At 58.3% G+C, this 16,027-nt stretch carries 12 protein-coding genes, 3 tRNA genes and 1 pseudogene; 9 read left to right on the top strand and 7 right to left on the bottom strand.

Going from position 1 to position 16,027, the window contains the following annotated elements:
- From H6A60_RS14215 to H6A60_RS01390, 4 genes and pseudogenes are all read right to left on the bottom strand, one after another.
- Positions 1-75, bottom strand: a pseudogene (locus H6A60_RS14215) (GTP-binding protein); the annotation flags it as partial.
- 75 nt (positions 76-150) lie between these two features.
- Positions 151-225 (bottom strand) — tRNA-Thr (locus H6A60_RS01400).
- A 6-nt stretch (positions 226-231) separates the two neighbouring features.
- Positions 232-305: transfer RNA gene (locus H6A60_RS01395), tRNA-Gly, on the bottom strand.
- Between the two features lie 56 nt (positions 306-361).
- Positions 362-447 (bottom strand) — tRNA-Tyr (locus tag H6A60_RS01390).
- A gap of 130 nt (positions 448-577) precedes the next feature.
- On the opposite strand from H6A60_RS01390, the gene cls reads away from it, so the two are divergent.
- Positions 578-2,041: a cardiolipin synthase gene (gene cls, locus H6A60_RS01385; protein ID WP_205101548.1), complete on the top strand. Its 1,464-nt coding sequence runs from the start codon at positions 578-580 to the stop codon at positions 2,039-2,041.
- A gap of 66 nt (positions 2,042-2,107) precedes the next feature.
- On the opposite strand, the gene H6A60_RS01380 is transcribed toward cls, so the two are convergent.
- Positions 2,108-2,491, bottom strand: a complete 384-nt coding sequence (locus H6A60_RS01380) for an adenosylhomocysteine nucleosidase (RefSeq protein WP_205101547.1) — start codon at positions 2,489-2,491, stop codon at positions 2,108-2,110.
- A 536-nt stretch (positions 2,492-3,027) separates the two neighbouring features.
- On the opposite strand from H6A60_RS01380, the gene folE2 reads away from it, so the two are divergent.
- From folE2 to H6A60_RS01355, 5 genes are all read left to right on the top strand, one after another.
- Positions 3,028-3,828 carry a GTP cyclohydrolase FolE2 gene (gene folE2 / locus H6A60_RS01375; RefSeq protein WP_205101546.1) on the top strand — a complete coding sequence of 267 codons (801 nt, stop codon included), beginning with the start codon at positions 3,028-3,030 and terminating at the stop codon, positions 3,826-3,828.
- Between the two features lie 174 nt (positions 3,829-4,002).
- A complete protein-coding gene (gene argS / locus H6A60_RS01370; RefSeq protein WP_205101545.1) occupies positions 4,003-5,769 on the top strand; it encodes an arginine--tRNA ligase in 1,767 nt (588 codons plus the stop codon).
- Between the two features lie 40 nt (positions 5,770-5,809).
- Positions 5,810-6,382 carry an SPOR domain-containing protein gene (locus tag H6A60_RS01365; protein ID WP_205101544.1) on the top strand — a complete coding sequence of 191 codons (573 nt, stop codon included), beginning with the start codon at positions 5,810-5,812 and terminating at the stop codon, positions 6,380-6,382.
- 62 nt (positions 6,383-6,444) lie between these two features.
- Positions 6,445-7,086: a thiol:disulfide interchange protein DsbA/DsbL gene (locus H6A60_RS01360; protein WP_205101543.1), complete on the top strand. Its 642-nt coding sequence runs from the start codon at positions 6,445-6,447 to the stop codon at positions 7,084-7,086.
- Positions 7,087-7,140: 54 nt separating this feature from the next.
- On the top strand, positions 7,141-7,920 hold the full coding sequence (locus H6A60_RS01355) for an SDR family oxidoreductase (RefSeq protein ID WP_205101542.1): 780 nt from the start codon (positions 7,141-7,143) through the stop codon (positions 7,918-7,920).
- Between the two features lie 59 nt (positions 7,921-7,979).
- On the opposite strand, the gene recQ is transcribed toward H6A60_RS01355, so the two are convergent.
- Both recQ and sstT read right to left on the bottom strand, forming a co-directional pair.
- Positions 7,980-9,803 (bottom strand): DNA helicase RecQ, encoded by a 1,824-nt coding sequence (recQ, locus tag H6A60_RS01350; RefSeq protein ID WP_205101541.1) that lies wholly within the window; start codon positions 9,801-9,803, stop codon positions 7,980-7,982.
- 169 nt (positions 9,804-9,972) lie between these two features.
- Entirely contained in the window at positions 9,973-11,202 is a 1,230-nt protein-coding gene (gene sstT, locus H6A60_RS01345) for a serine/threonine transporter SstT (protein ID WP_205101540.1), read from the bottom strand.
- A 365-nt stretch (positions 11,203-11,567) separates the two neighbouring features.
- Between sstT and H6A60_RS01340 the strand changes: the two genes are divergently transcribed.
- The 3 genes from H6A60_RS01340 (at position 11,568) to napA (ending at position 16,021) form a co-directional block, all read left to right on the top strand.
- Positions 11,568-12,770: an MFS transporter gene (locus H6A60_RS01340; RefSeq protein WP_205101539.1), complete on the top strand. Its 1,203-nt coding sequence runs from the start codon at positions 11,568-11,570 to the stop codon at positions 12,768-12,770.
- 224 nt (positions 12,771-12,994) lie between these two features.
- Entirely contained in the window at positions 12,995-13,234 is a 240-nt protein-coding gene (locus H6A60_RS01335; protein WP_205101538.1) for a chaperone NapD, read from the top strand.
- A 42-nt stretch (positions 13,235-13,276) separates the two neighbouring features.
- Complete coding sequence (napA, locus tag H6A60_RS01330; RefSeq protein ID WP_205101537.1) at positions 13,277-16,021, top strand: nitrate reductase catalytic subunit NapA; 2,745 nt, start codon at positions 13,277-13,279, stop codon at positions 16,019-16,021.
- The last annotated feature ends 6 nt before the right edge of the window (positions 16,022-16,027 follow it).

Here is a 16,027-nt window from a genome sequence, read left to right as displayed (position 1 = left end):
CTTGCCGTGGTCGACGTGACCAATGGTGCCGACGTTGACGTGCGGCTTCTTGCGCTCAAAATGTTCCTTTGCCATTTCTGGATCCTGAAGAACGAGTAAAACAAAATCCGACTTTGCAAAATTGCTGAGCCGGACGACAAGAGAATTCGATGGTGCCCATGATGCGGATCGAACGCATGACCTCTCCCTTACCAAGGGAGTGCTCTACCACTGAGCCACATGGGCGGGCTTTGGAGCGGGTGAAGGGAATCGAACCCTCGTCGGGGGCTTGGAAGGCCTCTGCTCTACCATTGAGCTACACCCGCAAGGTTTCAATGTTCACCCCAGCTCATCAAGCATTCGTCTGCTAAGCGAATGTCGCTGGTGGAGGGGGATGGATTCGAACCATCGTAGGCGTAAGCCAACAGATTTACAGTCTGCCCCCTTTAGCCACTCGGGCACCCCTCCGGAGCGAGAGAACCGAATTATTTCCTATTTCGACGAATCTGTCAAGACCTTGCACGAAAAAAGCCAATAATATGTATATATACGTATATAAATTAGGCTTTCTGTGTTTCTCCCCGCTTAATATCGACTCATGAGTTTCGAAAATCTCTCGCTTTACGGCCTGCTTGCCGCACTGGTTCAGCTCGCCATTATCGTTGGCACCATTTTGCGGGTGATACTGACGCGTCACCCGCCAGGTTCGGCTTTTGCCTGGATTTTGCTCACGACCATTCTTCCGTATGCGGGCTTTGCGCTGTATCTAATGTTCGGCGAACGGCCCATCGGACGCCTTCGCGCCAAACGACTGCGTGAAACCGGACAACGTTGGCAGCATTTTTCGAATCACAAACTCACGCCGCTCGGACCACTGCCGCGCCACCTCGTGCCGCACCGCACGTTCATCCGTCTCACCGCCAAACTCGCCGGCATGCCACTCGTGACGGGATCTCGCGTCGAGCTGAAGCGCACTTCCAACGAGACACTTCGCGCGATTGAAGAAGACATCCGTCGCGCAGAAACGTCTGTCGACATGGCGTTCTATATCTTTTCCGTGCAGGGCGACGTTCTGCGCATTGTTGATGCGCTTCTTGACGCGGTCGCCCGGGGTGTCCGCGTTCGCATTCTTGTGGACGACTTCGGTTCCCGCGCTTTTTTGCGCTCCGCCGCGCGTCGCAAGATGTCCGATGCCGGTATCGAAATTGCTAGCGCTCTCCCAATGCGCTTTTTGCGTTTTTTCGGTCTGCAGCGGGCTGATCTGCGGCTGCATCGAAAAATTGTGATCGTCGACAACCGCATCGGCTACACGGGCAGCTTCAACATGATTGATCCGGCTGCCTACAAAGATTCGGGTGATGTCGGACACTGGGTCGACGCTATGGTGCGCGTCACTGGACCGGGTGTCCTGCCGTTAATCGCCGTCTGGGCCTTCGATTGGGCGCTGCAGCCGGACAACGACCTCTCGGACTTCGAAGATGACTACGAGCAGCTCATGATCCCCAACTGTGGTGAAGCTAACGTTGTCTGCGTTCCGTCGGGTCCCTATCAGACCGAAGACGAAAGTCTTCTGCTTGTGCTCGAATCTATCGCCCGGGCGCAGTCAGAGCTCACGCTCACAACTCCTTATTTCATTCCGAACGAAGCCGTAGTCTGCGCGCTCAAAAACGCCGTGCTGCGCGGCGTCGACGTCAAACTGATCGTTCCGCGCCGCTGTGACGGTGCGCTTGTCAACTGGGCGATGCGCCGCTACTTCGACGATCTACTTCTTGGCGGCGTCAAGATCTACCTGTACGAAGCGGGGATGCTTCACACAAAATCCATTTCGATTGACGGCGAAGTTGCAGTCTTCGGTACGCTCAACATTGACAATCGTTCTATGCACCTCAACTTCGAGCTGATGATGGCCATCTTCGACACGAATTTCGTGACCGAGCTCGACAAACTTACCGATGAATACATCGCCAACAGCAGCCGCTTAGAAGCGGTTCGCTGGCGCAAACGTCCGCTCGCCGAACGCATGAAGGAAGGCGCTAGCTACCTGCTTTCGCCGTTGCTTTGAACCCGAAAAAAGCCCGAACCGGCAGACCGTATTCGGGCTTTTCATTGCTTGCCGATCGCGCCGGCATCAGCGAAGTTCTTCGATATCCTCGACATCCTGCATATTGCGGCGACGATCACGAACCGAACCGATGCGGGTAACTCGGACCTCCTCTCGTTCGTAAACCGTCCCCTCTCCGCGCGCGGCACCGTACTGCCTGCGTGCTTCCTCTTCAGCGCGCTGCATTGCTTCGCGAAAGTCCTTTACTTCCTTGCTTTCCCACCCCATTTTAATTTTGAGCCAATTCCAGACCCAGAAAGCGAGGCCGAGCAGGATGATGCCGAGAACCAGGCTCGCGATGAAGGGCAGGAAGAAAATGGCCAAACCTACCACGACGGCAATCGTTGCAAGTCCGATGATGAAGCTCAGCAGCGGATTGCCGCCCGGCTGCGGATACATAAAAACGGGCATTCTACTTTTCTCCGTTGTTCGTCGCTCTTTAAGAAGCGCTGCGCGCCTGCTACGCCCCCTGCGCAGCGGTCCAAGGTCGAAAATCTTCGGGCGACGACAACCTTGTTCGTTTCAGTCGATACCCAAAGTATATAGGGTCAATTAGTCCTAACGCCCGTAGCACCAGACGCCCTGTCAAACGGGTAGCGCGTTGAAATTTGAAGGAAATTAATGAGCTACTCGGCCCAAGCCGTAAAATTTGCTTTCGATTTTTCCACACCTCGGCCGCCAGGCTCGGTCCGAGGAAACCGAAGGTCATCTCGCCTAGCGAAACTGTTTTCAGTAATATAAGGACCCAATTTTTAGCCGATCGTGAACTTTTCAAAGTTCGACGCGATGCGTGTGTAAGCGTAGAGCGGTGATTTGCTAGACTTTAACATTTCATTTGGCCGTGCCGAATGCTTCTGGAGAAAACAGGCGGCACTCATGATGACCAAGCGTCGATCGAATCCGAGCCCCTGTTCGGATCGCTCTTCGCTCAGCAGAGAACACCAAGAATGGAAGCTGACCAAAAGAATATTCTTCCGGACGTTCAGTCTACGCAGGACGGCCGAAACATTGCCATCGACCGCGTTGGCGTGCGCGGCGTCTCCCTGCCGATCGTGATTGAGGGCAAGAACGGCCCGCAGCACACGGTTGCCACGCTCACGATGACCGTTGCCCTGCCTGCAGATCAAAAGGGCACCCACATGTCGCGCTTCATTGCGCTGATGGACGAACTTCGCGAACCCATCAACGAAGCCGTCATGTGCAAGCTCATTGTCGACATGCTCGAGCGCCTGCACGCGGTGTCCGGAACGATCGAGATCCGTTTCCCGTTCTTCATCCGCAAGACCGCGCCCGTGAGCAAGCTAGAAAGCCTGATGAACTACGAGGGCCGCTGGATCGCCAACGTCGAAGAAGGCGTAACGACCGTACGCCAGGAAACCACCGTCCCCGTCACGAGCCTTTGCCCGTGCTCGAAAGAAATTTCCCGCTACGGCGCGCACAATCAGCGCTCGCATCTCGTCACCTCGCTCGTTCTTGCTTCACCGATGTCGCTCGAGGAGCAGGTTCGCATCAGTGAAATTTCCGCTAGCTGCCAGCTCTGGTCGCGACTGAAGCGCTCGGACGAAAAGTACGTAACCGAATACGCCTACGACCATCCGAAGTTTGTTGAAGACCTTGTACGCGACATGGCCAAGCTCCTCAACGAGGACGAGCGCGTCGTTTCTTACCGCGTCGAGGCAGAGAACTTCGAGTCCATCCACAATCACTCGGCGTACGCCTACATCGAAAACGACAAGCGCGCAGGCTGACGTTCAGTCCGCAGCCCCTCGAAGTTCGAGCGGGCGCGCAACCGCGGCCCGTCCTTGCCCGAAAAGGCAGACGGGCCGTAATTTTTGATTTCATTTGTAGCCGCTGCTTCGGCCCGCTTCGGCTATCGGGCCGATACACTACGAAAGCTTGAATCTTTTTCTTTATTTCCCGATATGCTCGCTCAACAGAAAGAAGCCCTGAAGGGCCTTATTGCGAAAGCGCTTCACTCGCTCGGCATTGAAGATGCCGAAGTCGTCCTCGAACGTCCCAAGGATCCCGCGCACGGCGATATCGCCTGCACGAGCGCGCTGCAACTTGCTCGCCGCCTCAAGCAGAATCCGCGCGCAATCGGCGAAAGCGTCGCCGCGGCACTTCGCAATGACCCCGAAGCAGCCGCGCTCGTCGACAGCGTCGAAGTCGCGGGACCGGGTTTTATCAACTTCCGCTTTGCTCAGAACGCCAAGAGCGAGATCATCCGCCACGTGCTGCGTGAGGGCGAACACTTCGGGCGCTCGGACGCGCACAAAGGCGAATCGGTCCTGCTCGAATATGTTTCTGCAAACCCGACCGGCCCGCTGCACCTCGGTCATGCTCGTCAGGGCGCACTTGGCGACGTACTTGCCAACCTTCTTGCCTCCCAGGGCTGGACAGTCTCTCGCGAGTTTTACTACAACGATGCGGGCGTGCAGATCGGCAACCTCGCCATGTCCGTGCAGCTGCGCTGCCGAGAGTGCCTCGGCGAAGAGATCGAGCTGCCCGAAAACGCCTACCACGGCGAATACATCGTCGCCATTGCTAAGGACTACCTCGCCAAGAAGCCCGTGCATGCGCATTCGGGTGAAATTGTCGAATCGACGGGCGACTACAACGATATCGAATGCATCCGCCGCTACGCCGTCGCCTACCTGCGCAACGAGCAGGACGATGACCTCAGCGCGCTCGGCGTTCGTTTCGATAACTACTTCCTCGAATCCTCGCTCTATTCGAGCGGCGCTCTGAAAAAGGCCGTCGACGCCATGATCGCTTCCGGCAACACGTACGAAGCCGAAGGCGCTCTGTGGCTTAAAACCACGGCCTTTGAAGATCTCGGCAACGGACTCAAGGACGACAAAGACCGTGTGATGCGCAAGGCCGACGGCACCTACACCTACTTCGTGCCCGACGTCGCCTATCACCTCAACAAATTCAGCCGCGGGTACACAAAGGCCGTCAATATCCAAGGTACCGACCATCACGGCACGATCGCGCGCGTTCGCGCTGGCCTGCAGGCCGCGGGCGCCGTCCTCGGCATCAATGTGCCAAAGACCTTCCCCGAATACATCCTGCACAAGATGCTTTCGGTCATTATGAACGGCGAACCCGTCAAGATGAGCAAGCGCAGCGGCAACTACGTCACGCTTCGCGACCTCGTCGACTGGGCCGGCCGCGACGCGGCCCGTTATTTCCTCGTCGCGCGCAAAGCTGACGCCGAATTCGTCTTTGACGTGAACCTCGCGCGCGAAAAGAGCGACGAAAACCCCGTCTACTACCTGCAGTACGCCCACGCGCGTATCTGCTCGGTCTTTGCCAATGCCAAAGAAAAGGGCTTTGAGGTACCGAGCGACGAAGCACTTAAGTCGGCACCGCTCGCCACGCTCGAAAGCGATGCCGCACAGCATCTTGTCGCTACGATCGCGGAATTCCCGAATACGCTCTCGCTTGCGGCCCGCGACCATGCTCCGCACCTGCTTTGCTACTATCTCAAAGATTTGGCGGCGGCCGTGCACGGCTTCTACAACGCCGAGCGCGTACTCGTTGAAGATGAAGCGGCCCGACTCGACCGCCTCGCACTTCTCGCAGCTGCGCGTCAAGTACTTCGCAACGGCCTCTCGTTGCTTGGCATCAGCGCGCCCGAATTCATGACGCGCAAGGAAGATGAGAGCGAGGAAGCCGCGCAGTAACACTGTCGTGCACCCCTGCAACCCATGAGGAGAAGCCACTGTGGCTAAAAGCGGTTTTGCTACCGGATTTGCCGGCTTTTTGATCGGCGTCGTCACCGGGCTCGGCATCGCGGCGGGCGCGGCCGTGTTCATCACAAAGAGTCCCGTGCCCTTCGTCGACAAAGTCGACAAGGTAACCGCCGACGTCGACCCAGCGCAAAAACTCGCCGGCGGTGTGGACCCGAATGCCCGTCTCAATCAAATGGGCGAATCCCAAAGTGCGCAGAGCGAAGCGGAAGCCGCAACGGGCGGCGTGAAGACGGTTGATGTTTCGAGCCCGAAGGGCGCAGCAGCCGATGAAAAGCCGCTTCGCGACGCTGCTGGCAAGGCAGTCGAACCCGGCCACGTCACGCCCGCTACCTACTGGGTTCAGATAGGTGCTTACGCTAAGAAAAACGACGCTGAAACCAACGCCGCCTCGCTCGCCATGATGGGCATCGGCGCCCAGGTCTCGCAGTCGGGCGCCTTCTGGCGCGTTCGCGTCGGCCCGTTCGACGACCGTGCGGCCGCTCAGGAAGCACTCGAGAGCCTCGCCGATCAGGGTCATAAGCCTGTTATCACGCAGCAGAAATAGTCTTGTCAGTGCCGCAGGGCACATAAGTCCTGCGGCTTCAAGTCACAAATAGGAGTTCTCAATTGTTTACTCGTCGCCAGCTTCTTGCCGCTGCAGCGCTCTCGCCGCTTGCCGGCATGGTTCATGCAGCCCCGAAGTTCGAAACCGGCAAGCACTATCTGACCGTGTACCCGCCCGCTCCTACGCCGAGCGACAAAATTGAAGTCGTCCTCTTTTTTGCCTACACCTGCCCGCACTGTCTGCAGTTCGAGCCTGTGTTCGCGAAATGGGCCAAGACCGTGCCCGCGGACGTCTCCGTTCGCATCTGTCCGGTGGCCTGGCAGGCAAAGTTCTTGCCCTTTACCCAGACCTACTACGCGCTCGAAGCGATGGGACTCCTCGACAAGGTTTCGCAGCCCTTCTTCGAGAGCGTCGTTTACCAAGAACGTCCTTACGACTTCAACGATCCGACGAAGGACATCCTCGAATTCATGAAGACGCAAAAAATCGACGTCGCCAAGTTCGAGCAGACCATGCGCTCCTTCGGCGTCATGAATAAGTCGCGCGTAGCAACGCAGACCTGGCAGGCTTATCAGATCGACAGCACGCCGATGGTCGGTGTGGGTGGCGTCTTCAGCACGGGGCCGCATCTTGTGGGTTCTCGCGAAGAAACGCCGGCATGCGTAGACTTCCTCATTGAAGAAGTCCGCAAGAGCCGCCGCTAATCGCCTGCGCCCAAGCGCACCCCATGCGTAAGACTTCCATAGGACAGCATAGTCGTGCTTAACGTTTTCATCACCGGCGCTTCGAGCGGCATCGGCGCCGCGCTCGCCCGTCAATATGCGGCGGGTGGCGCCACCGTTGGTCTTGTCGCAAGAAACGAGGAGAAGCTTCGCGCACTCGTCGAGTCACTCCCCGGCGACCCGAAGCGTCACTTCGCCCTGCCCGCAGACGTCACGAAACGCGAAGAAATTTTCGAAGCTGCCGCCCGTTTTGAAAAACTTTCGGGCGGCGCAACGCTCGTCATCGCCAATGCGGGCATGTCCCACGGCGTCAAAACGGAGTTCGTTGAAGACCTTGATGTCCTTGAGGCCGTGTATCGGCTCAATGTGTTCGCGATGGCCTATACCTTCCACGCCTTCATCGGTCCGATGAAGGCGCGCGGCTCGGGCCGTCTCGTCGGGATAGGCTCTGTGGCTGGCATCCGAGGACTACCGGGTTCGGAGGCGTATTGCGCGAGTAAATCGGCCGTCATTACCTATTGCGAAAGTCTGCGCGTGGAAATGCAGAAATACGGCATCGGCGTCACGACGCTCTGTCCGGGGTTCGTTCGCACGCCGCTCACGGCGAAGAATCCCTACAAAATGCCCTTCATTCTCGAGCCCGACGAGTTCGCGCGACAGGCTGTCGAAGCAATCCGGCAAGGCAAGAGCTATGCGGTCATTCCGTGGCAGATGGGCGTACTTGCAAAAATTCTGCGCATGCTTCCGAATCCGCTTTTTGACCGGATCTTGGCCAAGCGCAAGCAAAAGCCTCGCACCGACGCTTCTCATCTCTGAAGCAAGGGCATGCCTATTCGAAAGCCGCAGAGCAACAATTCGCTGCGGCTTTCATTTCATCAGCACTCCTCGCGAATAATCTCGATGATTTCCTCGCCGTAACGCTCGAGCTTCTTGCGACCTACTCCCGAAATGCAATCGAGCTCCTCGAGCACCATCGGCTTAATCTGAGCAATCGCAGCAAGCGTACGGTCGGGGAAAATAAGGTACGGCGGCTTGCCGAGACGCTTGGCTGTATCAAGACGCCACCGGCGCAGCGATTCGAAGATACGACGCTCAGCCGACGAAAGCTCAAGTACAGCGGGGTTGGAAGCCTTGGCGCCGTGCTTGCCGCCCTTTTTTAGAACGAGCGACTTTCTTACGTGTACTTCGAGCTCTCCGCGCAGGAGTGCGTTGGCCGACGCACCAAGTCGAAGCGTGTTGCGGTGAAGCGCATCGACCCAGATGACATGACGGGCAATGAGCTGTCGGAGTACCGCGCGCCACTGCGTGTCGGCCAAATCGCTGCCGATTCCGAATGTAGAAAGCTTGTCGTGTCCGCGCGCCTTGATGCGCTCGTTTGTTTTGCCCTGCAGAATGTCGATGATATGCTGCGCACCGAAACTCACGCCGCTCATCTGCTGCGCACGATAGATACAGGAAACGAGTTTCTTGGCAGGCAGCGTGGCATCCCAGAGCTCGGGCGGGTTGACGCAATTGTCGCAATGTCCGCAGGGTTTTGATGCCTCGCCAAAATAAGCCAGCAGCCGAACGCGGCGGCAGTCCGGGGCTTCGGCAAAACCGAGCATCGCGTCGAGTTTCTGCGTCGAGAGCTGCTTGTGGATTTCGTCGGCGTCGCTTTGCTCGATGAAATAGCGCTGATTGACGACATCGTTCAGACCGTACGCCATCCAGGCATCCGCAGGGAGGCCGTCGCGCCCTGCACGCCCGGTCTCCTGGAAATAACCTTCAATCGATTTCGGCATATCGACGTGCGCGACAAAGCGCACGTTCGGCTTGTCGATGCCCATACCAAAGGCGATCGTCGCAACGACAACGATGTCGTCTTCCTGCTGGAAGAGAGCGAGCCGCTTGGCGCGCTCCTGCGCCGAGAGTCCCGCATGGTAAAAGAGCGCGCGCACGCCGTTGGCCGAGAGATATTCGGCAATTTCCTCGCAACGCTGGCGTGCGATGCAGTAGACGATCCCGCATTCGCCCGGGTGCTCGAGGCGAATGAAGCTCAGCAACTGCTCGCGTACGTTGCGCTTGTCGACGACGCGGTAAAAAATGTTCGGACGGTCAAAACTCGCAACAAATTCCTTGGGATTGAGAAGGAGCTTCTCGACGATTTCTTCCCTCGTTTTCGGATCGGCAGTCGCCGTAAGCGCCATGCGAGGCACCTCGGGCCAGCGCTCGCGCAGCACCGAGAGCGCCCCGTATTCCGGTCGAAAGTCGTGTCCCCAGATGCTCACGCAATGCGCTTCGTCGATTGCAAAAAGCGCTATCTCGAGCGAATCGAGAAAATCGAGCATCGCCGGCATAAGCAGCCGCTCGGGTGCTACATAGAGCAAATCCATTTCGCCGCGCCGCAGCGCGGCGCGCACGCGCGCGGACTCCTCCGGCGCCTGCGTCGAATTGAGGTACGCAGCACGAACGCCCACTTCTTCGAGCGCATCGACCTGGTCCTGCATGAGCGCAATGAGCGGTGAAACAACGATGGCAACACCGTCGCGCAAGAGGGCCGGAATCTGATAGCAAAGACTTTTGCCGCCCCCCGTCGGCATGAGCACAAGTGCGTCGCCGCCCGCCACAACCGTTTCGACCGCCGCTTCCTGCTGGCCTCGGAAATTGTCATAGCCGAACACCTGCTTCAGAGCGGCCTGGGGAGTATCGAATCGATGCATGAAGGGGCGGAAGATGTTGCGCGGCAGCGCGGTTGAGGAATCGGAACGGACGGCATTGAAAACGCGCCCGACGGCGCGCACATTTTATCCCGCCTCAATCGGCCAAAACGTTACGGGTGCCGAACCCTCGTGATTCGGCACCCGCTTGGCGGTTTATCCGTTCAGACTGTCAGCCGGCCTGCGATTTCAAGCGCTCCGCACGCTTGCAAGCGGCAATCGTAAAGAGTGCGTCCGACGACGAGTTGAGCGCCGTTTCGCACGAGTCCTGCAGCACGCCGATGATGAAGCCGACAGCCACAACCTGCATGGCCGTGTTCTGATCGATGCCAAAGAGCCCACAGGCGAGCGGAATCAGCATGAGCGAGCCGCCCGGCACACCCGAAGCGCCTGCCGCACAAAGCGCAGCAACAAACGAGAGGAAGATCGCGGTCGGCACATCGATCGCGATGCCAAGTGAATAAGCAGCCGAAAGCGTCAGCACCGTGATCGTAATGGCGGCACCCCCCATGTTGACGGTAGCGCCCACGGGAATCGAGATGGCGTAAGTCGATTCGGGCAAGTTGAGACGGCGGCAGATTTCGAGATTGACGGGAATGTTGGCCGCGGACGAACGCGTGAAGAAGGCCGAAACGCCCGACTCGCGCAACGTCATCAACGTGTAGGGATACGGGTTCGAACGGATGCAGAACCAGACAAGCAATGGATTGAGTACGAGCGCCACGAAGAACATCGTGCCGAGCAGCACGACAAGAAGCTCGACGTAGCCCTTCATGCCTTCAAGCCCCGTGGTCGCCAAAGTCGAAGCGATCAGGCCGAAAATGCCCACCGGTGCAAAGCGGATGACAAGACGAACGATGAATTCGACGCCCTTGGCTGCGTCAAGAAGCACTTCGCGCGTCGCGGCCGCGGCCTTGCGCATGACAAGCCCCATTGCAATGGCCCAGGCGAGAATGCTGATGTAATTGCCCTTGGCAATCGCGTTTACCGGGTTGTCGACAACCTGAAGGATTAAGTTTTCAAGCACTTCGACAATGCCGCCCGGCGTAGAGGCAGCCTGCTCGGGGATAGCAAGCGCAATGGTAACAGGCCAAATAAAGCTTGCAATCACGGCCGTCACGGCTGCTCCGAACGTACCGAGGAAATAAAGCGTGATGATCGGTCGAATATGAATGTCGCCGCTCACGTTCTGGTTGGCAATCGAGCTCATGACGAGCACGAAAACAAGGATGGGCGCTACGCCCTTCAGGGCGCTGACAAAGACCGTACCGAGAAAACCGAGCGCTTTCCCCGCTTCGGGAAAAACAAGGCCGACAATGGCACCCAAAATAAGGCCGACAAGAATTTGCTTTACGAGCGAGGCCTGGAGAAAAGGCATCGCGAACTTGAATACTCGATTCATTTTTGTATTCTCCGAATTTTGGCGAGTCGAGCGCACAATTATGCGCCCGGGCTTTGCTTTGCGAGCGCTTCCGAGTCCGCCCGAAAAAGCAATTCTTTTCTCACACTAGCAATGCTCAATCGCCTCTGCAGGGTGAAACGGCCGAAATTTTCCGTACCCCGAGCGAAAACAGCCGCTGAGAGATCGACCTTTGACAAGACTCAAGCGCGCTAGGCGAGGGCGATGCACCGTACAGGACGGACAAAACATTCCGGAGAAGCCTGCTCATCGGGCGCGAATACCCTGACGTCCGAGCAGTTAATATTTGCATCGTCGCTCGTGTTTTTGCGCTGCGCGCAAAAGTCCGTTTTCGTCTGTTTCAAACCATGACTCACCAGCCCGCGGTCGCCTTCGTTCTCGCCAGCGTATTCCTCGACGCGCTCGGCATCGGAATCATCATTCCGGTGCTGCCGCGGCTGGTCGGCACGCTTGCTGGCTCACCCGAGCTTCAGACAGTCTGGTACGGCGCCATCATGGTGAGCTACGGACTGATGCAGTTCTTCTCCGCACCGGTGATCGGCGCGATTTCCGACCGCATAGGACGCCGTCCCGTGCTGCTTGCGGGCATTGCCGGTCTCGGCATCATGATGATTGCACCAGCCGTTTGCGATTCGCTCTGGCTCATTCTGCTCTCGCGCATCCTCGCGGGTACCATGAGCTCGAACATCGTGGTGGCCCAAGCCTACATTGCCGATGTCACCCCCGCAGGCGACCGAACGGCAGCCTTCGGGCGCATCGGTGCCATTTTTGGCATCGCATTCATACTCGGACCCGCTCTCGGGGGACTCTTGGGAGAGAGCGACCCGCGCATGCCCTTTTTCTTTGCGAGCGCGATTTGCGTGCTCAACTTCCTCTACGGCTTCTTCGTGCTGCCTGAAAGCCTCAGTGCGCCTAGTCAGACGCCGATTACATTTAAGCGCATCAATCCTTTTGCCGCCTTGGCTTCGCTCTCCAAAGAAAAACTGGTTCTGCCGCTGCTCTTTGTCGTCATGCTCTACACGCTTTCGCAGAGCCTCATGCAGTGCACTTGGGCGCTTTATACAGAGTTCCGCTACGGCTGGACGCCCGCATCGATCGGCTTTTCCATCTTTGCGCTAGGCTGCTCGATCACGCTCGTTCAGGGCGTGCTTCTTTCAAAGCTTGCCGCGCGCTTTTCGCCTCGCCGTCTCGTACTGGGCGGCCTCGTCTGCGGCATTCTCTCCTTCGCCTGCATCGGCCTCTCACCAATCGCCGCGCCTGCCGCTGTCGCTGTATGCGCCGTCTCTCTCATGGGCATCGTTGGACCGACGCTGCAGGGCGTTATCAGCCGCACGGGCTCGCCCTATACGCAAGGCGTTCGACTTGGCGCAATGAGCTCCATCAACAGCTTCACGGGCGCCGTGAGTCCGCTTATCGGCACACCGCTTCTCTTTTTCACCTCAACCTTTTCGCCCGACGCCTTGGCCGCAGGGACACCCTATTTTCTCTGCGCACTCATCGTACTGATCGCTTTCATTCTGACCATTCGCTTTCCGTTGCCGGAAAACTGATATTTCGCCATTCCAAAACGGAATATCGCATCTTTTCCCTTCCTTCGGGCGATTGTGCGATTCAAGCTTCTCAAAGATACCTCTTAAGGGGTAATTCCTCCTCTCTAAGGAGGATATCGACCTTCGGTGGATCTCTCCGTTCAGAGGGCTAGCCGCTCTCGGGCATTTGCTTAAAAATCAAATCGGAAGTCCAATTACCGACCCGATTGCCACAAAGCCAGCCCATGAATTATTCCGCGATTCTGCTTGTCGCCAAACCCGGCGCACTCAACGCGGCAATTGAGCAGGCCGCACAGGTGCCCGGGGTCGATGTTCACCAAATCGACCCCAAGGGCGAACGAGCTGTCTGCACCATTGAAGCCGCGACTGTAGACGACGAAGTCCGCATTTTCTCGAGCCTGCGCGACCTGGAAGCCGTTTTTGACGTGAGCCTTCTCGAACACCGCCCCGGAGCGGACGAATGAGAGGCCGGCCAACAGAACAAACTCAAATTGGAGAGATCCGCCATGACCAAGACCATTCAGATTCACCGTCGAGACCTCCTGAAGAGCGGCCTGGCGGCGAGCGCCGCTCTTTCGCTCGGCCTGCCCGTTTCAGCCGCTGAATCCGCCGCTGCCGCCGCCGTCGAAGACGGCATTGCCTGGCACAAGGGCGTCTGCCGCTTCTGCGGTACCGGCTGCGGCCTTTTGGTCGGCGTGCGCGACGGCCGCATCGTTGCAACCAAAGGCGACCCCGATGCCCCCGTTAATCGCGGCCTCAACTGCGTGAAGGGCTACTTCAACGCCAAGATCATGTACGGCAAGGATCGTCTCACGACGCCGCTCATGCGCCGGCGCAACGGCAAGTTTGACAAGACGGGCAAGTTCGAACCCGTCTCCTGGGACGAGGCGCTTGACGAAATGGCCAAGCAGCTCCTGCGCGTCTATCGCGCCAAGGGGCCTGCGGGCGTCTCGATCATCGGCTCTGGTCAGTACACGATTCCGGAGGCTTACACCGCTTCAAAGTTCATGAAGGCGGGGCTGCGCTCGAACAACATCGACCCGAACGCGCGCCTTTGCATGGCCTCGGCCGTCGTAGGCTTCTACCAGACGTTCGGCGTTGACGAACCGGCCAACAACTACAGCGACATTGAGCTCTCGGATCTGATGATCCTCTGGGGCAACAACATGGCCGAAGCGCATCCGGTCCTCTGGTCGCGCGTGGCCAACCGTCGACTCACGGAAAAGCGCACCAAGATCGTTCAGGTAACGACGCACCGCAGTTCCTCGTCGAACTTGGCTGACCTCGTGATCATCATGCGTCCGAACGCAGACCTCGCAATTCTCAATTTCCTGCAGCGCGAAATCCTCAAGCGCGGAGTCGTTGACCACGATTTCGTGAACAAGCACTGCATCTTCTCGACGGGCGTCACCGACATCGGCTACGGGCTGCGCAACACCGATAAGTACGCACGCCCCGCCGAAAAGGACACGCTCGCCAAGCAGCTCGTCGTAAAACTCGACAAGTACGAAGCGATTGGACAAGGCCGCAAGCCGGGTGAAGTCGTCGAGCAGAAGAACTCGGGCGGCACCGCCGGCAACCACTGGCGCATCACCTTTGAGGACTACACCAAGGCGCTCGAACCGTACACGCTTGACTTCGTTGCCGAACTCGCCAAAGGAGACAACGACGAGTCGATCGACACCTTCAAGCAGAAGCTCATGAAGCTTGCCGATCTCGTCTGCGAAAAAGAACGCAAGATGCTGAGCTTCTGGTGCATGGGCGTCAATCAGCATCAGCGCGGTGTTTGGGTGAATGAACAGATCTATTCCGTGCATCTCTTGCTCGGCAAGCACGGCAAGCCCGGCAGCGGCGCATTCTCGCTCACGGGGCAACCTTCGGCCTGTGGGTCCGCTCGCGAAGTCGGTGCCTTCTGTCACCGTCTGCCCTCGGACATGCTCGTAGCGAACCCGAAGCACCGCGCCAAGACCGAAAAAATCTGGAACATCCCGCAGGGTACGCTCAACCCGAAGGTCGGCGCTTCGCTCATGGAAATTCTGCGCGGCGTTGAAGACGGCTCCGTCGACTTCGTCTGGACGCAGGTCGTCAACATTCTGCAGTCGGCCCCGAACAACACGCACTGGGTGGAAGCAATGCGCCGTCCGGACGCCTTTGTGGTCGTCTCCGACATCTACCCGACGTACTCGGCTCGCGCAGCGGACCTCATCCTCCCGGCAGCCGCGCATTTTGAAAAATGGGGGCTCTACGGCAACGCCGAACGACGCACGCAGGGCTGGCACCAGCTTGTGAAGGCGCCGGGCCAGGCACGCACCGACGTCTGGATGATGATGGAACTTGCCAAGCGCATTAAGGTGGCCGACACCTGGAAGGCGCAACCGCTCGCAGGCGTGAAGGACAACATGCTCCCCGACGTACTCGAAGCAGCCAAAGCTATGGGCATCAAGCCCGAAGACTCGCTCTTTGACGTGCTCTTCTCGCCCAAGGACGTACGAGCCAAGGCTGTGTGGCCCGATCCGAAGTACCCGGGCGAACTCAACGCAACGGGGGAAGCGCTCGGCCTCGATTACTTCCCGGAAAAGGCCCTCTTTACTGAGTATCGCGCCTTTACTCTCGGCGACGGGCACGACCTGGCGGACTTCGATACGTACATGGATCCGAAGTGCCGCGGCCTGCTTTGGCCTGTCGTCAACGGCAAGGAAACACCCTATCGATTCAACGTCGACTACGACCCGTATGCCAAGCCTGACAACCTTTTCTACGGCAAACTCATGAAGGACATCCCGACAGGCAACCTGCGCGGCGTAACGGACAAGACACCGAAGGCAGCCCCTGGTACGGCGAAGATTTTCTTCCGTCCGTACGCCGCACCGGTCGAACAACCTGACGGCAAGTACGACCTGTGGCTTTGCACGGGCCGCATCCTCGAGCACTGGCACACGGGCTCAATGACGCGTCGCGTACCGGAGCTGCACCGCGCTGCGCCCTCGGCGCTCCTTTACATGAACCCGGGCGATGCCGAACGACGCGGTCTCAAGCGCGGTGACACGGCCCACGTCGAAAGCCGTTACGGCACGTGCCGCGCCGTTGTTGAAACGCAAGTGCGCAACATCATGCCTGCCGGCTCCGTCTGGCTCGCGTTCTTTGACGAAAAGGTCCGCACGAACGCGGTTGTCATCGACAGCACGGACCCGATCTCGCTCGAACCCGACTACAAGAAAACTGCTGTTTTCGTAACGAAAGCTACCGCTTGATTGATT

The sequence above is a fragment of the Sutterella massiliensis genome (assembly GCF_016899755.1).
GTDB classification, from domain to species: Bacteria; Pseudomonadota; Gammaproteobacteria; order Burkholderiales; family Burkholderiaceae_F; genus Sutterella; species Sutterella massiliensis.
This window is presented reverse-complemented; position numbering and strand designations above follow the sequence as displayed.